General features: G+C 70.7%; 21 protein-coding genes and 1 pseudogene. 9 read left to right on the top strand and 13 right to left on the bottom strand.

What is annotated here, in order from left to right; translation table 11 throughout:
• Positions 1–5 precede the first annotated feature (5 nt).
• The 3 genes from ACT9AS_RS04400 to ACT9AS_RS04390 are packed head-to-tail and all read right to left on the bottom strand — an operon-like array spanning position 6 to position 2,808.
• A complete protein-coding gene (locus ACT9AS_RS04400) occupies positions 6–851 on the bottom strand; it encodes an alpha/beta hydrolase-fold protein (RefSeq protein ID WP_445098887.1) in 846 nt (281 codons plus the stop codon).
• Positions 848–1,969, bottom strand: a complete 1,122-nt coding sequence (locus ACT9AS_RS04395; protein WP_445098886.1) for an alcohol dehydrogenase catalytic domain-containing protein — start codon at positions 1,967–1,969, stop codon at positions 848–850. The genes ACT9AS_RS04400 and ACT9AS_RS04395 overlap by 4 nt, the downstream gene beginning before the upstream one ends.
• Positions 1,966–2,808 (bottom strand): phytanoyl-CoA dioxygenase family protein, encoded by an 843-nt coding sequence (locus ACT9AS_RS04390; RefSeq protein ID WP_445098885.1) that lies wholly within the window; start codon positions 2,806–2,808, stop codon positions 1,966–1,968. The genes ACT9AS_RS04395 and ACT9AS_RS04390 overlap by 4 nt, the downstream gene beginning before the upstream one ends.
• Before the next feature lie 168 nt (positions 2,809–2,976).
• Between ACT9AS_RS04390 and ACT9AS_RS04385 the strand changes: the two genes are divergently transcribed.
• The gene (locus ACT9AS_RS04385) at positions 2,977–3,648 is read left to right on the top strand and encodes an SDR family NAD(P)-dependent oxidoreductase (protein ID WP_445098884.1); all 672 of its coding nucleotides are present in this window, start codon (positions 2,977–2,979) and stop codon (positions 3,646–3,648) included.
• Between the two features lie 57 nt (positions 3,649–3,705).
• Here ACT9AS_RS04385 and ACT9AS_RS04380 read toward each other — a convergent pair whose 3' ends face one another.
• Positions 3,706–4,302 (bottom strand): GDSL-type esterase/lipase family protein, encoded by a 597-nt coding sequence (locus ACT9AS_RS04380; RefSeq protein ID WP_445099032.1) that lies wholly within the window; start codon positions 4,300–4,302, stop codon positions 3,706–3,708.
• 621 nt (positions 4,303–4,923) lie between these two features.
• Positions 4,924–6,165: pseudogene (locus ACT9AS_RS04375) on the bottom strand (MFS transporter); the annotation flags it as partial.
• 100 nt (positions 6,166–6,265) lie between these two features.
• Here ACT9AS_RS04375 and ACT9AS_RS04370 point away from each other — a divergent pair.
• From ACT9AS_RS04370 to ACT9AS_RS04360, 3 genes are all read left to right on the top strand, one after another.
• Positions 6,266–7,177 (top strand): LysR substrate-binding domain-containing protein, encoded by a 912-nt coding sequence (locus ACT9AS_RS04370; protein WP_445098883.1) that lies wholly within the window; start codon positions 6,266–6,268, stop codon positions 7,175–7,177.
• A gap of 195 nt (positions 7,178–7,372) precedes the next feature.
• Entirely contained in the window at positions 7,373–7,795 is a 423-nt protein-coding gene (locus tag ACT9AS_RS04365) for a PepSY domain-containing protein (RefSeq protein WP_445098882.1), read from the top strand.
• Between the two features lie 178 nt (positions 7,796–7,973).
• Positions 7,974–9,014 (top strand): alpha/beta hydrolase-fold protein, encoded by a 1,041-nt coding sequence (locus tag ACT9AS_RS04360; RefSeq protein ID WP_445098881.1) that lies wholly within the window; start codon positions 7,974–7,976, stop codon positions 9,012–9,014.
• 3 nt (positions 9,015–9,017) lie between these two features.
• Here ACT9AS_RS04360 and ACT9AS_RS04355 read toward each other — a convergent pair whose 3' ends face one another.
• From ACT9AS_RS04355 to ACT9AS_RS04345, 3 genes are read right to left on the bottom strand one after another with little or no spacing between them, the layout of a single operon-like run.
• Positions 9,018–10,661, bottom strand: a complete 1,644-nt coding sequence (locus ACT9AS_RS04355) for a PepSY domain-containing protein (protein WP_445098880.1) — start codon at positions 10,659–10,661, stop codon at positions 9,018–9,020.
• Positions 10,662–10,676: 15 nt separating this feature from the next.
• Positions 10,677–10,961, bottom strand: coding sequence for a hypothetical protein (locus ACT9AS_RS04350; protein WP_445098879.1), 285 nt, complete (start codon positions 10,959–10,961; stop codon positions 10,677–10,679).
• Positions 10,951–11,238, bottom strand: coding sequence for a hypothetical protein (locus tag ACT9AS_RS04345; protein WP_445098878.1), 288 nt, complete (start codon positions 11,236–11,238; stop codon positions 10,951–10,953). The genes ACT9AS_RS04350 and ACT9AS_RS04345 overlap by 11 nt, the downstream gene beginning before the upstream one ends.
• 104 nt (positions 11,239–11,342) lie before the next feature.
• Between ACT9AS_RS04345 and ACT9AS_RS04340 the strand changes: the two genes are divergently transcribed.
• Positions 11,343–13,397: a TonB-dependent receptor domain-containing protein gene (locus ACT9AS_RS04340; RefSeq protein ID WP_445098877.1), complete on the top strand. Its 2,055-nt coding sequence runs from the start codon at positions 11,343–11,345 to the stop codon at positions 13,395–13,397.
• A 78-nt stretch (positions 13,398–13,475) separates the two neighbouring features.
• Here ACT9AS_RS04340 and soxR read toward each other — a convergent pair whose 3' ends face one another.
• On the bottom strand, positions 13,476–13,925 hold the full coding sequence (soxR, locus tag ACT9AS_RS04335) for a redox-sensitive transcriptional activator SoxR (RefSeq protein WP_445098876.1): 450 nt from the start codon (positions 13,923–13,925) through the stop codon (positions 13,476–13,478).
• A 74-nt stretch (positions 13,926–13,999) separates the two neighbouring features.
• On the opposite strand from soxR, the gene ACT9AS_RS04330 reads away from it, so the two are divergent.
• Together ACT9AS_RS04330 and ACT9AS_RS04325 are read left to right on the top strand one after the other, a co-directional pair.
• Positions 14,000–15,445, top strand: a complete 1,446-nt coding sequence (locus ACT9AS_RS04330; RefSeq protein WP_445098875.1) for an MFS transporter — start codon at positions 14,000–14,002, stop codon at positions 15,443–15,445.
• 135 nt (positions 15,446–15,580) lie between these two features.
• Positions 15,581–16,720 (top strand): HD domain-containing phosphohydrolase, encoded by a 1,140-nt coding sequence (locus tag ACT9AS_RS04325; RefSeq protein ID WP_445098874.1) that lies wholly within the window; start codon positions 15,581–15,583, stop codon positions 16,718–16,720.
• 12 nt (positions 16,721–16,732) lie between these two features.
• Here the strand turns inward: ACT9AS_RS04325 and ACT9AS_RS04320 are convergent, their stop codons facing one another.
• Positions 16,733–17,122: a YciI family protein gene (locus ACT9AS_RS04320; RefSeq protein WP_445098873.1), complete on the bottom strand. Its 390-nt coding sequence runs from the start codon at positions 17,120–17,122 to the stop codon at positions 16,733–16,735.
• Between the two features lie 90 nt (positions 17,123–17,212).
• Between ACT9AS_RS04320 and ACT9AS_RS04315 the strand changes: the two genes are divergently transcribed.
• A complete protein-coding gene (locus tag ACT9AS_RS04315; protein ID WP_445098872.1) occupies positions 17,213–18,526 on the top strand; it encodes a sigma-70 family RNA polymerase sigma factor in 1,314 nt (437 codons plus the stop codon).
• A gap of 23 nt (positions 18,527–18,549) precedes the next feature.
• Here ACT9AS_RS04315 and ACT9AS_RS04310 read toward each other — a convergent pair whose 3' ends face one another.
• Positions 18,550–18,792: a hypothetical protein gene (locus ACT9AS_RS04310; protein ID WP_445098871.1), complete on the bottom strand. Its 243-nt coding sequence runs from the start codon at positions 18,790–18,792 to the stop codon at positions 18,550–18,552.
• Between the two features lie 208 nt (positions 18,793–19,000).
• Here ACT9AS_RS04310 and ACT9AS_RS04305 point away from each other — a divergent pair, with 208 nt between their 5' ends.
• A complete protein-coding gene (locus tag ACT9AS_RS04305; protein WP_445098870.1) occupies positions 19,001–19,570 on the top strand; it encodes a DUF6630 family protein in 570 nt (189 codons plus the stop codon).
• Positions 19,571–19,603: 33 nt separating this feature from the next.
• Here the strand turns inward: ACT9AS_RS04305 and ACT9AS_RS04300 are convergent, their stop codons facing one another.
• Together ACT9AS_RS04300 and ACT9AS_RS04295 are read right to left on the bottom strand one after the other, a co-directional pair.
• Complete coding sequence (locus ACT9AS_RS04300) at positions 19,604–21,298, bottom strand: hypothetical protein (RefSeq protein WP_445098869.1); 1,695 nt, start codon at positions 21,296–21,298, stop codon at positions 19,604–19,606.
• A 111-nt stretch (positions 21,299–21,409) separates the two neighbouring features.
• Positions 21,410–21,961, bottom strand: coding sequence for an NAD(P)H-dependent oxidoreductase (locus ACT9AS_RS04295; RefSeq protein WP_445098868.1), 552 nt, complete (start codon positions 21,959–21,961; stop codon positions 21,410–21,412).
• Positions 21,962–22,217 lie beyond the last annotated feature (256 nt).

Raw genomic sequence — 22,217 nt, 5'->3', positions numbered from 1 at the left:
TTTCCTCATGCGTGGTCTTCTCCGGTTGCGGGCCTTTCGCCACGCAGGACATCGCCGAAGAAGCGCAACGTGTCCTCCAGTGCGAGGGTCCAGTAGTCCCAGTCGTGGTCGCCGTTGCGCTGTGCGTACTCGTGCGCGATGCCGGCGTCCTGCAGTGACTGGTGCAGGGCGAAGTTGGCCGCCGACAGGCCGTCGCTGCGACCGCAATCGAAGCGGAGTGGCGGCAACTTTCCACGAGCGCCGGTGAGCGCGGCGAGCACGGTGCGGTCGGCACAGGCATCGCTCCAGCCGTCGCGGTTTTCCTCGATCGCGTCGTCGAGCTGGGCGAGGTCGGTCACCGCCGAATGCGCGGCCGCCGCGGTGATGCGGTCCGGATACTTGCCGGCGAGCCGCAACGCACCGAAGCCGCCCATGCTCAGGCCGGCCACCAGCAGCGGCGAACGCGACGTGCACCCAGCCGCCAGTTGCGTCGCCAGTTGCGGCACCTCGTCGATGATCCAGCGTTCGAAATCCTGGCCGCCGTGGGCGACGTAACCCGAGCCGTCGCCCCACAGCCCGTCGGACGGCATCACCAGCATCACCGGCGGCAATGCACCCTCGTCGATCAGGCGCTGTGCGGTCACGTGCGCGCCGCCCTTGAGCGCCCATGCCCAGTGCGAGCCGTAGACGCCGTGCAGCAGCATCACCACCGGCAGGTCGGTGCAGCCGCGCGCCTGCGGCGGGACGTGGAAGGTGATGTCGGCGCGCTGGCCGAGTGCCCGGCTCTTGACCGTCACGAACTCCAGGCCGTCCATCGGGATGCCGAGGTTGGAGCGCTCGACGGTGCGGAACGGGGCGGGTTTGCTGTTCATGCGATTCGCAATACTCCCTTTGCACTGTGGCCGTCGAGCATGTCGGCGAACGCCCGGTCGAGGCCCTCCAGCGGATAGTGGTGGCTGACCAGCGAGTCGAGTTCGAGCTTGCCCTGGGCCACCCATGCGAATAGCCGCGGGAAGTCGCGCGCGGGCACGCAGTCGCCGTAGAGCGGCGTCAGGTAGCGCTTGTTCCAGAAGAAACGCGGCAGTTCGACGCAGCCGTCGCCGTGCGCGCCGCTGACCTGCAACGCGTTGCCGCCATTGCGCACCAGTTGCAGCGGCAGGAACGCCAGTGCCGGCACGCCGGTGGCTTCGAATGCATGGTCGACGCCGCGCCCGTCGCTGAGCGCACGGACCGCGTCGACCACCGCCTGCGGGTCACCGTCGGTGGCCAGTATCAAATCGGTGGCGCCGAGTTCGCGCGCGCGCTGCAACCGCGACGGCTGCCGGTCGATCGCGATGATGGTGGTTGCGCCCGCCAGCCGCGCACCCTGCACCACGTTGAGGCCGACCCCGCCGCAGCCCATCACCGCGACCGACTCGCCCGGCGACACCGCGGCGACGTTGACCACCGAGCCGACCCCGGTCATGACCGCGCAACCGAGGATGCAGGCGGTATCCAGCGGCAGGTCGGGTGGCAGCGGCGTCACCGCCTCGGCGCGCACCAGCGTGTGGGAGGCGAAGGTGCCGAGGTGGAACGAGCGCGCGACCGGCTCGCCGCGCAGCCGGGTGCCGCCGGCATGCGCGCGGCTGCTGCCCAGGCGCGGCACGTCGAGTTCATGCGTGCGTTCGCACAGCGCCTGCGCGCCGCGCATGCACTGGAAGCAGTCGCCGCAGGGAATCGCCCAGTTGAGCAGCACCGGCTGGCCGGGTTCGAGTCCGTGCACGCCGTCGCCGACCGACTCGACGTGGCCGGCGCCCTCGTGCCCCATCACCAGCGGTCCCGGCCAGCGCAGCGAGGCGTGATCGGTATGGCAGACGCCGGCGGCGGACATCGCCACCCGCACCTCGCCGGGACCGGGCGGGTCGACCTCGATCGTCTCGATTGAGAAGCCGCCTTGCCCGTCGGCGATCGCGGCCGGTCCGGTGACGACGTGGCGCGCCTGGCCGGTCATGCGGGTTCGAACAGCACCGGGTTGATCGGGCTGTCGATCACCTCGCCGACCACGGCGCCCGGGCACCACTTGTCCCGGTCGGCCTGCTGCATGTGGTTCTCCGGCGCCTTGAGCCGCATGTCGCGGTCGATGTAGATCACCGTCATCACCGCGCGCGGGCGGTCGGAGCGGTTCGGTCCGGCGCGGTGGAAGGTCCAGCCGAGGTGGAAGCTGACTTCGCCGAGCTCGAACGGCGCGTCGACCACCGGGAAGCCGTGCGCCTCCATGTTGGCGGTGATCAGCTGCTCGCTCTCGTCGGAGATGCCGAGGTCGCGGCCGAACTCGACGTCCTGGCTGCCGGCGAAGAACGCCAACGGGCCCATCTCCTGCGGCACCGCCTGCAGCGGCACCCAGGCGGTGATGCAGCGGTCGCTGTCGACCGGCCAGTAGTACTGGTCCGCATGGGCCGGGGTGATGCCGCCGCCGGGCTCCTTGTACAGCGCCTGGTCGTGGTACAGGCGCACGCCGTCGACCTGCAGCAGTGCCGCCGCCAGCCCGGCCAGGCGCTTGCCGAACACGAACTCGCGCACGCGCCCGCCCTCGCGCCAGAGGTTCATCACCTGCAGGAATGCGCGGTCGTAGGTGCTGCGCTGCTCCAGCGGCAGGGTCTGGGTGTTGAGCGCGATCGTCAGCCGGGTGATCTCCTCGCCGTAATGGCGCAGCTCGTCGGCGTTGAACACATCCTTGAGCTTGATGAAGCCGTCGCGGCGGAACTGCGCCACCTGGCTGTCGGACAGGCGGTACGGCCGGTCCAGGTCGATCGTCATGCGGGCCTCGTCGATATCGCGATTCGTACACATGCCTGCATCGTAGGCAGCGCCAGCGCCCGCTACATCCGCCCGGGTTGTCGTTTCTCCGCCGGTAACTATCGAATTGATGACCTTCCAGGGGTGCGGCGTCGGTCGGCCGGGGTTGATTGGCGTGGCGCGCGGCGCCATCCATCGGGGATCCCCACACGGAGTCGCCCCATGAAAACCGTCCTGATCACTGGCGCCAACCGCGGCATCGGCCTGGCGCTTGCGAAGCATTTCACCGGCCGCGGCGACACCGTCATCGCGGCCTGTCGCAATTCGAGTGATGCATTGGCCGCGACAGGTGCGCAGGTCGAGCCCGGCGTCGACGTGACCGACGACGGTGCATTGGCCGCACTCGCCGAACGCCTCGGGGACACGCGTATCGACGTGCTGGTGCTCAACGCCGGCATCCTCGGGCGCGAGGTGCTGGGCGAGATCGACGAAGACGGCTTCGACAGCATGCGCCGGCAGTTCGAGGTCAACGCGCTCGGCCCGTTGCGGGTCGCGCAGGCGTTGATGGGCAAGCTCGCCGACAACGCGAAGGTCGGCATCATCACCAGCCGCATGGGCTCGATGGCCGACAACGGTTCGGGCGGGCGCTACGGCTATCGCGCGTCCAAGGCGGCGGTGAACGCGATCGGCAAGTCGCTGGCGGTCGACCTGGCGCCGCGCGGGATCGCGGTGTTCCTGCTGCACCCGGGGTTCGTCGCCACCGACATGGTCGGCGGCAGCGGCGACGTCAGCCCGGAGCAGGCGGCCGCGCAACTGGTCGAACGGCTCGACACGCTCACGCTGGAGCAGACCGGCACGTTCTGGCACGCCAACGGCAGTCCCTTGCCGTGGTGAGCGAGCCGCCGCGCCGCGGTTGATCGTCCGCCCGCGCAGCGGTGGCCCGTGCCGGGCTCAGTGGCTGCCGAGCAGCGCATCGATATCGATGGCCTCGGCCATGGCCTGGTTGCCGGCGTCGCCGGGGTGCAGGTGGTCGCCGGAATCGTAGGCCGGTAGCAGGCGCGATGGACGGGCCGGGTCACGCATCACGGCGTCGAAGTCGACCACCGCGTCGAACTCGCCGCTGTCGCGGATCCAGCGGTTGACCGCCTGGCGCACCTGCTCCTTCTCGGCGCTGAAGTAGCCCGCCATCGGCGTGTCCTGCAGCGCGCCCCCGAACGGCAGCAGCGTGGCGCCGACGATGCGGACGCCGTGGAGCCTGGCGCGGGCGATCAGCTGGCGGTAGCCGGCGATGACTTCGGTGGCGGCGACCGGGTCGTCGTGCGGCGCGAACACCATCGCGTTCCAGCTGATGTCGTTGATGCCGATCAGCACGATGACGGCGGCGATCCCGGGTTGCGCCAGCACGTCGCGCTCGAAGCGGGCGAGCGCGTTGCTGCCCATTTTGTCGCGCAGCAGCCGCCCGCCGGAGATGCCGGCGTTGAGCACGGCGATGTCGTCGTCGACCAGTCGTTCGGCGAGGAAGTCCGGCCAGCGCGTGTCGGCGTCCATCGTCGCGGTGGCGCCGTCGGTGATCGAGTCGCCGAGGGCGACGACCGTGCGGGTCGGCGCCGCGCGCTCGACCAGGATCGAGGTCAGGAACACGCGCGCGGACAGGGTGGAGTCGGGCACCGGCGCGTCGGCCGCGACCTGGTCGCCCGCCATCACGTAAGCGGTCTGCCGCGCGTCCCAGTGGAAGGTCGACACCGCCGTCGGCCGTGGCAGGTACAGGCTGACCGAGAGGCTCGCCAGCGCGGCCACGTCGAGCGCGACCGGGTCGCTGACCGCCGGTGCGCCGGGCGGGATCGTGATGGATGCCTTGCCGCCGAAGGTCAGGGCGCGGCTGGAACCCGGAACTGTGGCGACGCCATCGCCGGCCAGCGCGATCCGCGCCGCGCCGACATGCAGCGGGGTCGTGCCGTACTCGTTCGACAGCCGCACCCGCACGCGGTCGCCACCGACACTGACCCGCGCGACCTGGCGCACCGTCTGGTTCCAGAGGCTGCCCGGCACGTTGACCGGCAGGGCGAAGTCGCCTTCCCAGAGCGGTTGCGGGCTTGCGGTCCAGGTCGCGGTCCACGCCGGCCGATCCGGCACCTCGCTGGCCTGCGCGGGGGTGGTGGCGAAGATGGCGCCAACCAGCAGCAGGACGGCGGCGGCACCGTGCACGGGCCGGCGGCTCACCCGCGGTTGGCGATCGAGCCGCACGCTCCACGCCGCGATCGCCAGCCCGAGCACGGTCACCAGCGCGGCGACCCAAGTCACCGCCGCCAGCCCGGGACCGTGGTCGATCACCGCGCCGCCGAGCCACGCGCCGATCGCGTTGCCCAGATTGAACGCGGCGATGTTGAAGCTCGACGCCAGGCTCTGGCCGCCGCCCTCGGCCTTGCGCAGCACCCGCAACTGCAGCGGCGCGACGGTGGCGAACGCGGCCGCGCCAAGCAGGCCGGTGAACAGCACCGCGGCCGGCTTGCTGTGCAGCGCGAACGTCATCAACCCGAGCACCAGCGCCAGCACTGCCAGCGAGCCGAGCAGGGTGGGCACCAGCCGGCGGTCGGCGAGCTTTCCGCCAATCAAATTGCCCGCGATCATGCCGACCCCGAACACCAGCAGGATCGGCGACACCGCGCTGTCGGCGAAGCCGGTGATGCGGGTCAGGATCGGCTGGATGTAGGTGAACACCGCGAACACGCCGGCGTAGCCGACCACGGTCGCCAGCAACCCGAGCAGCACCTGCACGCGGCCGAGCACCCGGACCTCCTCGCGCATCGATACCGGCGGCTGGCCGGCGCGGTCGCGCGGCACCAGCGCCGCGATCACCGCGGTCGCGAGCACGCCGATCGCGACCACCGCCCAGAACGTCGAACGCCAGCCGAAGTGCAGCCCGAGCCACGCCCCGGCCGGCACGCCGAGCAGCGTCGCCACGGTCAGCCCGGTGAACATGATCGAGATCGCCGAGGCCTTGCGGTCCTCCGCCACCAGCCCGGTCGCGACCACCGCGCCGACGCCGAAGAACGTGCCGTGGGCGAGCGAGGTGACCACCCGCGCGACCATCAGCCACGTGTAATCCGGTGCCAGCGCGCAGGCCAGGTTGCCGAGGGTGAACACCACCATCAACGCCACCAGCGCGGCCTTGCGCGGCATCCGGCTGGTCGCCGCGGTCAGCAGCGGCGCCCCGACGAACACGCCCAGCGCATAACCGGAGATCAGCAGGCCGGCGGCGGCGATGGTGACCTGCAGGTCGGCGGCGACCTGCATCAGCAGCCCCATGATCACGAACTCGGTGGTGCCGATGCCGAACGCGCCGATGGTCAGCGCGTACAGCGCGAGCGGGGTGCGCGGGCGGGCGACGGGAACGGGGGAAGCGGTGGACATGGCGGCTGCCGGGCGGGAAGGAAGCGCGCAGGCTAGGCCGTTGCGTTATCTGCAAAAACCATCACTATCGACAATCAGTTTCAACAGTTTGTTGATAGCCATGGACCGCATCGACGACATCGCCCTGTTCCTGCGCGTGCTCGACCTCGGCTCGATCAGCGCCGCCGCGTGCAGCCTCGACCTCTCGGTGGCGGTCGCCAGCCAGCGGCTCAAGCGGCTGGAAAAGCAGCTCGGCGTGCGCCTGCTGCACCGGACCACGCGCCAGTTGCACCCGACGCCCGAGGGCCTGTTGCTGGCCGGGCAGGGCCGCGCGCTGGTCGAGGAGTTGGAGGTGCTGACCGATGGCCTGCGCCAGGGTGGCGCACGGGTCGCCGGTACGTTGCGGATGACGGTGTCCTCGGCCTTCGGGCGCCTGTACATCTCGCCGTTGCTGCCGGAATTCCTGTCGCGCTACCCCGAGGTGCGGGTCAGTGTCGACCTGAGCGACCAGAATGCCGACCTGGTCAGTGCCGGTCTCGACCTGGCGATCCGTATCGGAACGCTGGACGATTCCAGCCTGGTCGCGCGCAAGCTGGCGACCAACCGACGCGTGCTGTGCGCGTCGCCGGATTACCTGCGCCGGCACGGCATGCCGTCGACTCCGGACGAGCTGGGGCGCCACCAGTGCCTGTTGCTGGTGGCCGCCCACGGGCGACAGGACACCTGGCGCATGCGCGACCGTCGTGGCCGCGAGGTTGCAGTGCGCGTGGACGGGCGCATCGAGAGCAACCAGGGCGACCTCTTGCATAACGCAGCCCTGGCGGGCCTGGGCATTGTGCGGTACTCGCTCTGGCATGCCAGTGACGATCTGCGTGCCGGCCGGCTGCAGGTGGTGTTGCCCGGGTACCGGTTCATCGACACCGGTATCCACGCGGTGATGCCGCAACGAAGGCTGGTGCCGCCGCGAGTGCGCGCGTTTGTCGATTTCCTGGCCGAAAAATGGGGAGAAACGCCGCCCTGGGAGCGAGCTTGACCCGTCGGTAGCGGCCGCGATGCGACGAAGCTGAATCGGTCGGTCGTGCCCGCGATGCGACCAAGCTGAATCGGTCGGTCGTGCCCGCGATGCGACCAAGCTGAATCGGTCGCATCGGCCGGTCGCGTTATTCACCGGGTGTTTCCACCCATCCGCCAAGACTCGTCCGGCAAACCCCACCGCCCGGAGGCACCCATGAAGAAGATCGCAATCCTCACCCTGGCCCTCGCCATGTGCGTGTCCGGCGCCGCGCTGGCGCAGGACGCGATGACCGAGCAGCAGGTCCGCGCCAGCCTGACCGAACAGGGCTACACCAAGGTCAACGACGTCGAGTTCGAGGACGGCGTGTGGAAGGCGGACGCGCGCAGCGCCGACGGCAACCGCATGGAAGTGCGGATCGATCCCGCCACCGGCAAGGTCTATCCGGATACCCAGGCCGCACGGATGAGCGAGGCCGACGTGCGCGCGCAGCTGGCCGCGGCGGGTTACGTCAACGTGCACGACGTCGACTACGAAGACGGCATCTGGAATGCGGAGGCCGATGATCCGCAAGGCAAGGATGTCGAGCTGAAGATCGACCCGTCGAACGGCAAGGTCATCGGTAGCGAGAAGGACTGACCACGCGGCACGTTCTGCGTTGTCACGTTCGGAAGGCAGTCCGGTCCGCGGGCTGCCTTCTTTCATTTGGGCGTGCGGACCAACGGGCCGTGTTGAGAACGATTCTCATACGTGGAAGACTCCGGCTCCCGTTGCGCGCGTCCGTCAGCGACCGCCGGCATCCGCTTCCCGAGGTTCCATGGACCGCATCATCGACGCGCTGCGTTGCCTGCTCTCTGGTCGCGGCAAGGGTTTCTCCGGACGCGGCCTGCTGCTGGCGGTCGCGCTGTCGGTGCTGGCCGCACCGGTCGCCCATGCGCAGCCCGACCTGTCCCGGCGCATCGGCACCACCGTGGCCGACACCGGCGCGCCCGGCTATCGCTTCGAGTCCTTCCGGCTGGCTTCAAGCGATGGCCAGCGGCACTACCGCATCCGGGTCGCGGTGCCGTTGGCCGACGCGCCGGCCGACGGGTTCCCGGCCGCGTTCCTGCTGGACGGCAATGCCGCGTTGATGGAAGTCGACGCCGGCTTGCTGGCGACGCTGGCCGATGCGCCGCATCCGCCGATGGTGGTGTTCATCAGCTACGACGACGACCTGCGGATCAACGCCACCGGCCGCGCGTACGACTACACCCCGCGGCGATCCGGCGGTGAACTGGCGCAGGTGGACGTGCGCGGCGGGCGACGGACCGGCGGCGCGGCGGACTTCCTCGCGCTGGTCACCGGCGAGGTGATGCCGCGGGTGGCGGCGCTGGCGCCGCTGGACCCGCGCCGGCGGACCGTGTGGGGCCACTCCTACGGCGGGCTGTTCGTGCTGCACGTGCTGTTCACCCGGCCGCAGTCGTTCGACCGCTACGTCGCGGTCGATCCGTCGCTGTGGTGGGGCGACGGCCACCTGCTCGAAGAGGAGCGCCGCGCGCGATCGCCGTCGTCCGGAGCTGCGATACAGATTCTGGTCGGTGAGGGTGCACGCACGCCGTCGCCGCACCGCGCGCCGGACGCGGCACCGTCGCCGGCCGTCGCGGCGATGCGCCGCGCGCGTGCGGGCATACCGGCCGATGCCGCTCTGCAGATGGCGGCGCGGCTGCGGGAGTCGGGGCTGGAGGTCGACTACCGGACGCTGCCCGGCCTCTCGCACGGCGACACCCTGGGCGGGTCGCTGCCGATCATGCTGCGCGGGATCGCCGGCCTGGAACACGGGCACGAAGCGATGCGACCAGTCGCGCCGGCCGGGCCCTGATGCTCAGCCGCCTTCCACCTGCGCCTGCGCCGCCACCGGAGCCGATGCCCGCATCCCCGCCGACCACACGCTGTCGACCGGCACCCGCGCGGCGCGACGCGCGGACACCCCGGCCAGCCACCACATCACCACCGCGGCCAGGCCCGCGACCAGTTCGACCGCATAGCCGCGCGGCACGCCGTCGAGCGCCGTCGCCGCCGGCCACAGCTGCGCCAGCAAGGTCGTGGCCGGGATCAACGCCGTCACCAGCGCCGATGCGCGCAGCAGTCCGGCCGCCGAGCGGGCCGCACCGCGCCACATCGCCCAGCCGAATGCGAGCGCGAATACCACCCAGTACACGCCCTGGTGCCAGGCCAGCAGCGAGTCGACCCGGCCGGTGATCCAGTGCGCCGCGGCGATCGTGGCCGACAGCCCGATCACGCAGCCCAGGCTCACCCCGACCGTCGCCGCGGCGAGGTTGCGCGCGCTGCGGGTCTGCAGTGCGGGCGGCGCACCATTGCGCGAGATCTTGCGACGCGACTCCACCCACAGCAGGTTGCCGGTGTAGAACACCGCCGCGCCGACAAGGCCAAGCAGGAAGTAGGCCCACTGGATGCCCGGCCCGCCGAAGTTGCCGAAGTGCAGCGCGAAGAACGCGGCGACCGCATGCGACCAGCCGCGCTGGTGGCCGGGCAGGAAGCCGTCGCCGATCACCTGCCCGTTGCCGGCGTCGAGGAACGCCACGCCGAAGGTGCCGCCACGCAGAAAGCGGTTGGGCGCATGGCCCTGCACGACGGCGGTCACCGCGCGGGTGCCGTCCGCTTCGGACTTGCCGCCGCGGTAGTCGATCGAGGTCACGGTGAACTCCGGCGACAGCGCGTGCATCCGCTCGACGATCGCGCCCGGCCCCAGCAGCGCGTCGGCCCGCACCGGCTGCGGCGTCAGTGGCGCATAGGCGGCCTCGGCGACCGGGCTGTCGCGATGGATGGTCGCGTCCTGCAGGTCGTAGATGTCGTGGTGGAACGCGAACACCACCGCGCTCAGCACCATCACAAGGTGGAACGGCAGGCTGGCCACGCCGAGCAGGTTGTGCGCGTCGAGCCACATGCGCTTGCGGTTCCTGCCGATGCGCAGCGCCAGCAGGTCCTGCGCCAGCGTCGGCAGCAGCACGATCACGCCCGACACCAGCGCCAGCGCGTACAGCGCCGACACGATGCCCATGACGTGGATGCCGATCTCCGGATCGCCCGGGATGCCACCGGTGCGATGCACCAGGTCGATCCACTCGGCCAGCGGCGTCGGCGTGCGCTCGCGCAACTGCAACGCGCCATCGGCGTCGAGGCTGGCGACCTGTACCGGCGCCGTGTCGTCGCGCCCGGTCGGCAGCACCACGGTGCCGGGAACGCGCGCGTCGGAATCGAGGTGCACGCGCACCGCCTGGAAGTCGGGCGTCGCCTCGACCACGCGGGCGAACAGCGCATCGCGATCGACCCCGTCGGCCAGCGGCGCCGAACGCGTCGGCGAGGCCCAGTCGGCGATCGGCTGCTTGAACATGCTCAGCGCGCCGCCGTAGAACGCGATGAACAGGCCGAAGCCGGCAATCACGCCGGTCCAGGTGTGCAGCGTCTTGTAGCGGCGGATCAGGTCGGTACGGATCTTCAGGCCCACGTCTTCAACTCCCCATCAACCCCAGGTCCGCAATGCGAAAACCGCGGCGCTCGCCAGCGCGGCCGCCAGCAGCAGCCAGCCCCAGGCCGCGCGCGGGCTGCGGAACCAGAAGGCGGTGCCGGCGGCGGCCATCCACAGCGGCGGCACGATCCACATCGTCACCTGGCTCTTGTCCTGCGCGATCGGGTCGCCGAGGTACTGGAACACCCCCGCCAGCGCCATCGCCAGCACGAAGCCCGGCAGCGCCGCGGCCAGCGAGAACGACAGCCAGTCGCGCCCGCGCAGTTGCTCACGCGCCATGGCCGGCCGCCCTCCTGTGCCGCCACCAGGTCGACAGCAGCGGCACCAGCGCCAGCCACAGCATCGACAGCGTCAGCACGATGGCCACGGCCACCGCCAGCCCGGTACCGGTGGCGCGCGCGGTCAGCCAGCAGGCCAGCGCGAACAGCGCGATCGCCGCGACCGACATCGGCCACGGTGCGCGCCAGCGCCGCGGATGGTGGGTGCACAGCCGGTACAGCAGCCACGCGAGGCCGGCGCAGGACAGCCAGCAGGTCGACCAGAGGAAAAGGGACATGACGGGAGGGCGGTGCGTCTGGAAGCGCGACTATACGGGAACGGTTCTCATTTGAGAATGATTCGCGTTAGCATGGGCGGATTTCTCAACCTTTGGGACCCACGATGTCACCCCTGCGCAACTCGTCGCTCTTCCTCGCCATCACCGCACTTCTCGCACCGCTGGCCGCCACCGCCTCGGAACCGCAGGCGACCGACCTCGACACCGTCGTCGTCACCGCCGCCGGCTACGAGCAGGCCATCGCCGACGCGCCCGCCAGCATCAGCGTGATCAGCGGCGAAGAACTGCGCTCGCGTCCCTACACCAGCCTCGCCGACGCCGTGCGCGAGCTGGAGGGCGTGTCGGTCGCCGGCAGCGACCCGGCCAACACCGACATCCTGATCCGCGGCATGCCCGGCGAGTACACCCTGCTGCTGGTCGACGGCCGCCGCCAGGGCACGCGCGAGACCATGAACCGCGGCACCACCGGCGTGCAGGCCAACCTGCTGCCGCCGCTGGACGCCATCGAGCGTATCGAGGTGATCCGCGGCTCGATGTCGGCGCTGTACGGCTCGGACGCGATGGGCGGCGTAATCAACGTCATCACCCGCAAGGACCCCGAGCGCTGGATCGGCTCGGCCACGCTCAACGGCACCTTCAACGAGGACTCCGACCACGGCGACAGCCGCGGCGCCTCGTTCTGGGTCGGCGGCCCGCTGTCGCACGCGCTCAGCCTGCAGGCCTGGGGCGGCAGCCAGCACCGCGACGAGGACGACATCTTCTATCCGACGTCGTACACCGCCGGCAGCGACGAGCTCGACAACCGCAACTTCGGCGCCCGCCTCGGCGTGGCCTTCAGCGACTACCAGCGGCTCATGATCGAGGCCGGCCACGACCTGCTCGAATACACCGCCACCGCCGGCAGGACCATGGGCGACGAGCCGGCCGGCGACTCGCTGCGCGACCGCCACCTGCGCGACCACGTCAGCATCGCCCACGACGCGCAGTGGGAAAACCTCACCATGGCGCTGGCGCTGCAGCAGGAGAACGCGCGCTACGCCACCTGGGACGCGGGCGTGCGCAACCCGGCGACGCCGGAGCTGACCAATACCGTGTTCGATGCGCTGTTCACGCTGCCGCTGGAGCGCAACACGATCAAGTTCGGCGGCCAGTACATGCGCACGAAGGTCGAGGATGTAGCGCAGCAGGACCGCGTGCCCGGCTACACCAACGTCGATACCGTGCAGCGCAACCAGTGGGCGCTGTTCGCCGAGGACGAGCTGCGCTTCAGCGACGCCTTCCGCCTCACCGGCGGCGTGCGCGCCGACCATTCCGACGACTTCGGCACCCACGTCACCCCGCGGCTGTACGCCAACTACCGGATGACACCGAACTGGACCCTGCGCGGCGGCGTCGCCGAGGGCTTCAAGACGCCGAAGCTGCGCCAGGTCACCGCCGGCTACTGCATGACCACCGGTGGCGGCACCCAGGTGCGCGGCCCGCTGTGCGGCAACCCGGACCTGAAACCGGAGGAGAGCCGCACGGTCGAGACCGGCGTGCGCTACGACAGCGAGGCCATGAACTTCGGCGCCACCGTGTTCGACACCAAGTTCCAGAACCGCGTGGCCAGCTACGCCACCGACGAGGCCGATCCGCAGAACCCCGCCCAGGTCGTCTACGTCTACGACAACATCGACCGGGTGCGCATCCGCGGCGTGGAACTGTCGCTGGAGCAGCGCTTCTCGCCGGACTGGACGTTCAAGGGCAACTACACCTACACTGATTCGGAGCGCCAGGGCGGCGGCGAGCCGGCGTTCGACGGCGGCTCGCTTGACGGCCGCCCGCTGGACATGACCCCGGAGCACGTCGCCAACCTGCGGCTGGACTGGCAGGCCACCGACGCGCTCGGCCTCAACCTCGGCGCCCACTACATGGGCAAGCAGTACTGGGCCGGCTTCCGCAATGGCGCGATGAACGTGCGCACGCGTCCCGCGGCAACCACCTTCGACGCCGGCGCGAGCTGGGATCTGAACCCCAACGTGACCTTCAACGCCGCGCTGCTCAACTTCACCGACCGCGTGGTCCCCGTGGACGACCGCGGCCGCTTCGACGGCCTGGACGGCAACTGGTACATCGATGCCGGCCGGCGCCTGTGGGTGGGCGTCGACCTGCGGTTCTGAGGTCCCGTGCCTGGCCGCGCTGCGTCGTAGTCGAGGTCAGGCACTGTTGCCGGTTCAGTGGGGCGTTGGCGCGAGGCTTCAGTCCGGAGCCTCGTTCCAGCGCCGTGCGCCGTCGCCCTGGCGGCCCAGTTCGTCCGCGGGGTTGGCCAGCCTGCAGCGTCGCAGCGACAGGCAGCCACAACCGATGCAGGCATCAAGCGTGTCGCGCAGCTGGCTGAGCTGGCGGATGCGGGCATCGAGTTCGCCGCGCCAGCGCGCCGACAGCCGTGACCAGTCCGCGCGGGTCGGGGTGCGGTCGTCGGGCAATGTCGCCAGCGCCTCGCGGATCGTCGCCAGCGGGATGCCGACGCGCTGGGCGACGCGGATCACCGCCACCCGCCGCAGCGTGTCGCGGGTGTAGCGGCGCTGGTTGCCGGCGGTGCGCCGGCTGCGGATCAATCCGCGCGTCTCGTAGAAGTGCAGTGCCGACACCGCCACTCCGCTGCGTTCGGCCAGTTGTCCGACCGACAGTTCCTGCGCTTCCGGCATGGGCTTGACCTCAAGCTTGCTTGAGCTTTTATCCTCGTTGCCCACGCACTGCCGCGTCAATCGAGAAACGCTCCATGACCGACCAGCACGACTCCGCATCGATTGCAGGCGAGTCGGCGGCCGCGCCCGTCGACACCATCGACCTGGCCGCCACCGCCGCAGGCCCGGGCGCCGACGACGGCCTGCTGGCGCGCCGCTACCGGGCGCCGACGCTGGGCGCGGTGGCGCTGGTCGCGCTGTACGCGTTCGAGGCGCTGGCGGTCAGCACCGCGATGCCGACCGTGGCGCAGGCGCTGGACGGGCTGGCCCTGTACGCGATGGCGTTCGCCGGGACCCTCGCCGCGAGCGTGGTCGGCATGGTCGCGGCAGGTCGCTGGGCCGACCGCAGTGGCCCGCGCGCGCCGCTGCAGCACGGCATCGTCTGGTTCGCGCTGGGCCTGGTCGTCGCCGGGCTGGCGCCGGCGATGTGGGTGCTGCTGCTCGGTCGGATCGTCCAGGGCTTCGGCGGCGGCCTGATGTCGGTGACCCTGTACGTGGTGGTGGGCCGGGTGTATCCGCCACGGCTGCATGCGCGGATCTTCGCCGCGTTCGCCGCCGCATGGGTGCTGCCGGCGATCGTCGGCCCGGTGATCAGCGGCCTGATCGTCGAGCAACTTGGGTGGCGCTGGGTGTTCCTGCTGGTGCCGCTGCTCGCGGTCGCGGCGGCGGCGATGGTGTTGCCGGCGCTGCGCGGGATCGGCGCGGCGGCGCAGGACGCGTCCGCGCCGGCCGGCGACGGACGGCGCATCCTCTGGGCGGTGGGCGCCGCCGCCAGCGCGTTGCTGCTGCACTACGGCGGGCAGCAACGCGGCTGGCTTGCGGCCGGGCTGCTGGCGCTGGCGACAGTCGCGCTGCTGGTGTGCGTGCTGCGCCTGCTGCCGGCGGGTACCCTGCGCGCGGCCCGTGGCCTGCCGACCGTGGTCGCGCTGCGCGGCATCGCGGCGTCGGCGTTCTTCGGCACCGAGGTGTTCCTGCCGCTGCTGCTGTCGCGCGAGCGCGGCCTGTCGCCGACCTGGGCCGGGGTCGCGCTGACCATCGGCGCGCTGGGCTGGTCGCTGGGCTCGTGGAACCGCGGCCGGATGGTCGCGCCGACGCCGTCGCGGGTGCTCCGGGTCGGCATGGCGATGCTCACCGCGGGGGTGCTGGTGGCCGGCTCGGCGGTCGTGCCGGCGGTGCCGGTCGCGGTCGCAATGGCCGGCTGGGTGCTCGCCGGGCTCGGCATGGGCACGGTGTTCCCGAGCCTGTCGGTGCTGACCCTGGAGCTGTCGCCACCGTCGCGGCAGGGCGTCAACGCCTCGGCGCTGCAGCTGTGCGATGCGCTGTTCACCGCCGCCGTGCTGGCGCTGGGCGGCTCGTTGTTCGCCGCGTTGCTGGCGCGCGCACCGACGGCGGCGTACCTGTCGGGTTTCGCGATCACCGCCGCGCTGGCGGCGCTGGGCGCCGTGCTGGCCGCGCGCGTGCGCCCGCTGGAGGCGCCATAGCCGGATCGATGAAAATCGCCCCTTCAGGAGGCGGTCGCGCGGTCGTTAACAGGACATGAAACGCGGCCTTCCGTGCGGCCGCCGGGGGCGGTCGTGCGACCGGTCATTACAGACGAGGTGCAAATCGGATCGGCTTTGCCGTGGTCGGTATACGACCGCGACCGCAAGCTGTTGTTCGTCCAGGGCATGGTGATCGCCAGCCAGGCCCACCTCGACATCGTGCTCGAGCGCGGCATGGTGATGCCCGAGCCGTCCGACACGGAACCGGACGACTGGCTCGCCGAAGATGCCGAGGGCGCGGATGATGCCGAAGCGGCAGCCCCGCGCGAGGCCGAGCCGCCGGTATTCCGCCTGATGCAGCAGTTGCGGCGCGAGCTCCAGGGGCTCCACGAGGCGATCCTGCAATCGGACTGCGACACGCTCGGCGAGGACGTGCTCGAGCTGGCCGACCGCCTGCGCGCGCTGGTGCTGCGTGACGCCGATGCGGCGCTGGCGGCGATGCAGCTGGAGGTCGGCGACGACGGCGAGGTCGCGCGGATGATGCATGCCGCCACCCTGTGCCAGATGCTGGCGCAGGCACAGGGTTGGGACGAGGACGAGAGCCGCTCGGTGGTGGCCGCCGCACTGACCTTCGATATCGCGCTGGGCCCGGTCGCCGCGACGCTCAATGGTCAGCAGACCGCGTTGACCGCCGACCAGCGCGAACTGATCGCTTCCCATCCGCAGGCCGGGGTCGAACTGCTGCAGGCCGCCGGCGTCACCGATCCGGTATGGCTGGAGGTGGTGCTGCAGCACCATGAGCGGCTGGATGGCAGTGGCTACCCCAATCGCCTGCCGGGCCCCACGATCAGCCGTGGCGCGCGGATGCTGGCGATCGTCGACATCTTTTCGGCCCGGGTGAGGCCGCGTGGCTACCGCGAGGCGATCCACGCCCGGCATGCGCTGCGCAACCTGTTCCTGAAGCGGGGCAAGGTCGTCGACGAGGCGCTGGCGACCCTGCTGGTGCGCGAGATCGGCGTGTTCCCGCCGGGCACGCCGGTGCAGCTGGCCAACGGCGAGATCGGGGTGGTGCGGCGCCGCGGCGCCGATGCGGCACACCCCTTCGTGTCGCGCCTGATCAATGCCAACGGCACCCTCGCCGCGATCGCGACGCAGCGCGACACCAGCAAGCCCGAATACGCGATCACCGAAACCGTGCCGCCGCAGAAATACCAGGTGCTCGTCGCCGGCGCCGGCGAGTTGTGGTGCAACGATCGCGGGCTGCTGCGTCCGTAGACGCGCGACGGCTCAGGCCGGCTGCGGGTCCGCGCCCACGCGTTGCCGCACCGCGGCCATGTCGCGCACCGGCCGCACCTCGATGCACCCGGTCGCCGCCCACGGGAATTCCGCTGCGATGCGGACCGCATCGTCGAAACTGGCGGCCTCGATCAGGTTGAACCCGGCGAGCACTTCCTTGGTCTCGGCAAACGGGCCGTCGAACACCTGGGTACGGCCGCCGCGGATGCGTACCGAGCGCGCGGTGTTCGCCGGCTCGAGCTGCTGCGACCCGAGCAGGCAGCCGTCCGCCTTCAGTTCGTCGGCATGCTCGAAGCATCCGCGCATGAGGGTGTCGTACCGGCCGTCGGGCAGGGCATCGAGCAGGGTTTCGTCGGTGTAGACCAGCAGCAGGAATTGCATGTGTCTTCCGGGGGAGCAAAGGGGCGCCCAATGATGCCGCAGATCCGTGGCCCTTGTGCCGGCTGGGCCGCGGTGGTGTCATCGTCCGCCATGCCGACCAGCGACCACCACCACGCCCACCGCGCCATCGACACCGTCTGGCGGATCGAGTCACCGCGGCTGATCGCCGGGCTGGCGCGGATGGTGCGCGATGTCGGGCTGGCCGAGGAACTGGCGCAGGACGCGCTGGTTGCGGCGCTGGAACACTGGCCCGTCGATGGCGTGCCCGACAATCCCGGTGCCTGGCTGATGGCCACCGGCAAGCGCCGCGCGATCGACCGCCTGCGCCGCAACACGTTGATCCAGCGCAAGCACGAGGAGTTCGGTCACGAACTGGAGGAGCGGCAGATGGATGCGCTCGACCGGCCGCCGGACGATGAAGGTCGCCTCGAGGACGACATCGGCGACGACCTGCTGCGGCTGGTGTTCACGGCCTGCCATCCGGTGCTGTCGACCGAGGCGCAGGTCGCCTTGACCCTGCGCCTGCTCGGCGGCCTGACCACCGACGAGATCGCGCGCGCATTCCTGCAGCCGGAGGCGACCGTCGCCCAGCGGATCGTGCGCGCCAAGCGGACGCTGGCCGACAAGCAGGTGCCGTTCGAGGTGCCGCGCCGCGACGACCTGCGCGAACGGCTGGCGTCGGTGCTCGGCGTGGTCTACCTGATCTTCAACGAGGGCTACTCGGCGACCGCCGGCGATGACCTGATGCGACCGGCGCTGTGCGAGGAGGCCTTGCGGCTGGGCCGGGTGCTGGCGGGGCTGATGCCGCTGGAACCGGAAATCCACGGGCTGGTCGCGCTGATGGAGATCCAGGCCTCGCGTGCGGATGCCCGGGTTGCCGCGGACGGAACGCCGATCGTGTTGCCGCAGCAGGACCGCGCGCGCTGGGACCGGCTGGCGATCGCCCGCGGGCTGGCCGCGTTGCAACGGGTCGAACAGCTGGGTGGCGCGCGCGGCACGTTCGCGCTGCAGGCCGCCATCGCCGCCTGCCACGCGCGGGCCGGGGAGGCCGCCGATACCGACTGGCCACGTATCGCGGCACTGTACGCGGTGCTCGCCGAGGTCGCGCCGTCACCGGTGGTCGAGCTCAACCGCGCGGTCGCGCTGGGGATGGCCGATGGCCCCGCCGCCGGCCTGGCGCTGGTGGACAGGCTGGCCGATGAGCCCGCGCTCCGGAATTACCACCTGTTGCCGGCAGTACGTGGCGACCTGCTCGACAAGCTCGGGCGCCGCGACGAGGCCCGCCTGGAGTTCGAGCGCGCCGCCGGGCTGACCCGCAACGAGCGCGAGCGCGCGCTGCTGCTGGATCGCGCGGCCGGAGATGGATCGGGTGGAGATGGGGCGAGCGGCGCACCGCCAGGCTGAGCGTGCCTGCGCCGGACGCGCCGTCAGCGCTTGCGCGGGCTCGCGGCGGACTTCGGCGCGCTGGCCGTCTCGCTGGCGCTGGTCGGCGCGATCTTCTGCAGCACCCGGGTCACGCCGAGCTTCTCGACCTTGCCGCCGGCCTTCTCGAACGCGGCGATATCGTCGGAGATGCGCTCGCTTTCGAAGTGCTTGTGCAGGTTTCCACCGCCGGCACCGGCGGCGTTCTTGCGGGTCTTGGTCTTGCTGCTCTTCTTGCTGGCTGACATCAATCCCTCCTGCGAGGGCTGACGCACCTCGGGGTTTGCATGGAGGCCGCCGTGCGACGGCCTGGCCCCACTATGCGCGCTTCCCGGTGAAAACGGAAAAGACGCCATGCCGATACCGGCCCTTCATCGCTGAAACTGAACTGCGACGATGCTTCCAAAGCCCGCCCCGTCGGCGCACCATCACGCCTCCCGCTGACCGGCGACGGCCATGAACGCTCCCGACCGCGAGTTCGACCCCGACGACAACTTCGAGAACAGCCGCGAGCACGAGTCGCCGCTGCACGACGAAGACGATGAGGCCAGCACCGAGGCGCTGGTCTGGCAGCTGCTGCTGGTGATCAACCCCGGCGACGAGGAAGCCGCGCTGCGCCAGTTCGACGGCTACCGCGACGCCGTGGCCGCCGATGGCGTGGACGAAGCCGATCCGATGGCCCGACTGAAGGACGTGATCGACTGGACCTCGGGCTTCCACGTCGAAGCCGATGACCCGTCGACCTTCATCGACGCCATCAATGAACTGGTCGCGCGCTGGAACCTGGCGGTCGACTGGGGCGTGGAGGACGTCGGCGACGACGGGTTCCTGGCCGCCACCGACGTGCCGGAACTGATGTCGACCGCCTACGACCGCCTGCGCGAATACGGCTACACCCTGTGGACCTGGGATGCCGGTGCCGATGCCCACGCCGGCTGGATCACGCTCAGTCGCGACGACGACGCGGTGCGGCTGCTGGCGCCCGCGCTCGGCATCGACGTGCGGCCCGGCAGCGACGCGTTCTGAGACGGCCGGGTCGCGACCCGGTCCGCCGCCCGCCTAGAGGCGCGACGCCACCAGGTCGACGTCGGCATGCTGCCAGGCGGCCTCGAATTGCCGTTGGACCTCGCCCGCATCATGGCTGCGACGCTGCGCCTGCAGGCTCTGGGCCAACCCGCGCAGTGACCAGCCATTGGCCGGGTTGCGATCGAGTTCCGCCCGGTACACCGCTTCCGCCTCGACCGGCCGGTCGTCGGCCAGCAGCAACGCACCCAGCGAGTGGCGGACGGGCGCGTGCCAACCCGGCGGCTCGTCGTAGGGGATCGCGTCCTCGATCGTGGCGGCCTCGCGCAGCGCGACGATCGCACCGTCGAGGTCGCCGCCGGCGCTTGCCACCTCGGCGCTGAGGCTGCGTTCGGCGATCCGCGCGGAATGGCTGAGCGGGTAGCGGTCCCACACCATCAGCTTCTCCATTGCGCGGTCGTCGGCCAGCTTGCGCAACGCCGCCAGGTGGCGTTCGGCATCGGCGATGCGGTCCTGTCGTGCCGCCGCGGTACCCTCGGCGTAGTGCCAGATCGCGCTGACGTAGGGCAGGTCGGGCGCCGGGTTGGGTACGCCGACGATCTCGTCCCAGCGGCCGAAACGCACGCGGTCGAACCACGGGGTCATCCAGTAGTGCTGCAGGGCGGCGAAGCCGGGCTGGCGCATCAGCTCGGGCAGGTCGGTACGCCTGGCGGTCTCCAGCGCGGCGTTGCGGGCGATCGCGCTGTTGCCTTCCATGCTCGCGGCGAACCACAGGAAGTGGTGGTTGTGCGGTACGTAACCCAGCGGGTAGACGCCGCCGGTGTTGCCGCGGCACATCGCCAGGTACGCATCGTCGGCTTCGATCGCGCGCTGGTTGGCGATCACCGCGTCGTGCCAGCGGCCGACCCGCGAGTAGATGTGCGCCGGCATGTGGACCAGGTGGCCGGAACCGGGGATCAGCTCGCGCAGGCGGTCGGCGGCGGCGACCCCGCGCTGCGGGTCGTCGGAGGCTTCGACCGCATGCACGTACAGGTGCAGCGCGCCGGCATGGTCGGGGTCGCGGCTGATCACCGATTCGAGCACCGAGACGATCTCCGCGGTATTGCCCTTGGGCCGGCGGCGGTCGTCGTAATAGTCCCAGGGCTGCAGGTCCATCAGCGCCTCGGCGTGAAAGGTGGCGGCGTCCAGGTCGTCCGGGCGGCCCTGCATCAGCACCCGGGTGGCATCGGCATAGGCCTGGTCGAGCGGGCGGCGGTCCTCCGGCGGGTCTTCGGCGTAGCGCGCCGACAGGGCCTCGATGAAGGCGCGCTCGCGGTCGCTTGCGCTGGATGCGAGCGAGCGGGCCTTCTGCAGGCGGCGCCAGGCTCGCGCATTGTTTTCCGGGTCCATTGCCGCGTTGACGTGCGGGCCCAGTACCAGCGCCGCACCCCACCAGCACATCGCGCATCCGGGATCGAGCTCGGTGGCGCGCAGGAACGACCGCTCGGCGGCATCGTGGTTGAAGCCGTAGGCCAGCATCAGGCCCTGGTCGAACCAGCGTTGCACGTCGGGGTGGTCGCTGGTGACCGCGAAATGGTGGTCGCCGAGGCCTTCGAGCAGGTTGACTCCGAGCGCGGCTTCCGGTGGCGACGCGGCCTGCATGAGGGCCTCGGGGTCATCGTGCGAACCGGTGCAGGCGCTGGCGAGGGTGATCGCGGCGGCGAGCAGGGCGGGATGGCGGTAACGGTTCATGGCGAGCCTCCGGGAGCTCCCCCTGACGCTTTTCTACGCCTGCGGAAAGTCGCCTGCAACCGGGGAAAAGCCACGCAAGGACCGCGCCAGCGCGTCGATCCGGCGGTGCGGCTACGCCTTGTCCGCGTGCTTCCCCACCCACGCGACGAAGGCGCCCATCCAGCCCTGCAGGAAATCGCGGCTGTCCTTGCCGATGCCACCGTCGTCATCGAACAGGCCGTCCTTGACGTGGATGAAGGCTTCCGGCTGGCCCATGGTCGGCATGTCGAGGTAGGCCAGCGTGTTGCGCAGGTGCTGCTGCGCCATCGCGGTGCCGATCGAGCCGATGGAGGCGCCGATCACGCCCGCCGGCTTGCCGGCCCAGGCGCTTTGTCCGTACGGGCGCGAGGCATGGTCGATCGCGTTCTTGAGCACGCCGGGGACCGAGCGGTTGTATTCGGGGGTGACGAACAGCACGCCGTCGGCGGCCTTGATCTCACCCTTCAGGCGCGTGACCGCATCGGCCTGGTTGTCATCGTCGTCCTGGTTGTACAGCGGCAGGTCGTCGATCCCGGCGAAGCTGAAATCGAACCCGGCCGGGGCCAGCTTGACCAGCGCCTCCGCAAGCTTGCGGTTGAACGAGTCGCGACGAAGGCTGCCGACGACTACAAGGATTTTGCTCATGGGTGTGCTCCGGTTGGCTTGCTGACTGGCGAGGGTGTGCCGACGGGCGGTGTGCTTCCTGACGGTGCGCGTCCTGTAGGAGCGACGTAAGTCGCGATCGCACGGCGATCCCGGTTGTCAGTGAAATCGCGACTTACGTCGCTCCTACAATGAAGCGGGCTGCGAACCGCGAACCGCGAACCGCGAACCGCGAACCGCGAACCGCGAATCGCGAATCGCGAATCGCGAATCGCGAGCGTAGCAACGCGCCCTCCCG

Source organism: Lysobacter sp. F60174L2 (assembly GCF_052547135.1).
This window is presented reverse-complemented; position numbering and strand designations above follow the sequence as displayed.

Excerpts from the sequence above, each read along its gene's own strand:
- ACT9AS_RS04400 (WP_445098887.1), bottom strand. The coding sequence starts at position 851 with ATGAACAGCAAACCCGCCCCGTTCCGCACCGTCGAGCGCTCCAACCTC.
- ACT9AS_RS04395 (WP_445098886.1), bottom strand. The coding sequence starts at position 1,969 with ATGACCGGCCAGGCGCGCCACGTCGTCACCGGACCGGCCGCGATCGCC.
- ACT9AS_RS04390 (WP_445098885.1), bottom strand. The coding sequence starts at position 2,808 with ATGTGTACGAATCGCGATATCGACGAGGCCCGCATGACGATCGACCTG.
- ACT9AS_RS04385 (WP_445098884.1), top strand. The coding sequence starts at position 2,977 with ATGAAAACCGTCCTGATCACTGGCGCCAACCGCGGCATCGGCCTGGCG.
- ACT9AS_RS04380 (WP_445099032.1), bottom strand. The coding sequence starts at position 4,302 with ATGGACGCCGACACGCGCTGGCCGGACTTCCTCGCCGAACGACTGGTC.
- ACT9AS_RS04370 (WP_445098883.1), top strand. The coding sequence starts at position 6,266 with ATGGACCGCATCGACGACATCGCCCTGTTCCTGCGCGTGCTCGACCTC.
- ACT9AS_RS04365 (WP_445098882.1), top strand. The coding sequence starts at position 7,373 with ATGAAGAAGATCGCAATCCTCACCCTGGCCCTCGCCATGTGCGTGTCC.
- ACT9AS_RS04360 (WP_445098881.1), top strand. The coding sequence starts at position 7,974 with ATGGACCGCATCATCGACGCGCTGCGTTGCCTGCTCTCTGGTCGCGGC.
- ACT9AS_RS04350 (WP_445098879.1), bottom strand. The coding sequence starts at position 10,961 with ATGGCGCGTGAGCAACTGCGCGGGCGCGACTGGCTGTCGTTCTCGCTG.
- ACT9AS_RS04345 (WP_445098878.1), bottom strand. The coding sequence starts at position 11,238 with ATGTCCCTTTTCCTCTGGTCGACCTGCTGGCTGTCCTGCGCCGGCCTC.
- ACT9AS_RS04340 (WP_445098877.1), top strand. The coding sequence starts at position 11,343 with ATGTCACCCCTGCGCAACTCGTCGCTCTTCCTCGCCATCACCGCACTT.
- soxR (WP_445098876.1), bottom strand. The coding sequence starts at position 13,925 with ATGCCGGAAGCGCAGGAACTGTCGGTCGGACAACTGGCCGAACGCAGC.
- ACT9AS_RS04330 (WP_445098875.1), top strand. The coding sequence starts at position 14,000 with ATGACCGACCAGCACGACTCCGCATCGATTGCAGGCGAGTCGGCGGCC.
- ACT9AS_RS04320 (WP_445098873.1), bottom strand. The coding sequence starts at position 17,122 with ATGCAATTCCTGCTGCTGGTCTACACCGACGAAACCCTGCTCGATGCC.
- ACT9AS_RS04315 (WP_445098872.1), top strand. The coding sequence starts at position 17,213 with ATGCCGACCAGCGACCACCACCACGCCCACCGCGCCATCGACACCGTC.
- ACT9AS_RS04310 (WP_445098871.1), bottom strand. The coding sequence starts at position 18,792 with ATGTCAGCCAGCAAGAAGAGCAGCAAGACCAAGACCCGCAAGAACGCC.
- ACT9AS_RS04305 (WP_445098870.1), top strand. The coding sequence starts at position 19,001 with ATGAACGCTCCCGACCGCGAGTTCGACCCCGACGACAACTTCGAGAAC.
- ACT9AS_RS04300 (WP_445098869.1), bottom strand. The coding sequence starts at position 21,298 with ATGAACCGTTACCGCCATCCCGCCCTGCTCGCCGCCGCGATCACCCTC.
- ACT9AS_RS04295 (WP_445098868.1), bottom strand. The coding sequence starts at position 21,961 with ATGAGCAAAATCCTTGTAGTCGTCGGCAGCCTTCGTCGCGACTCGTTC.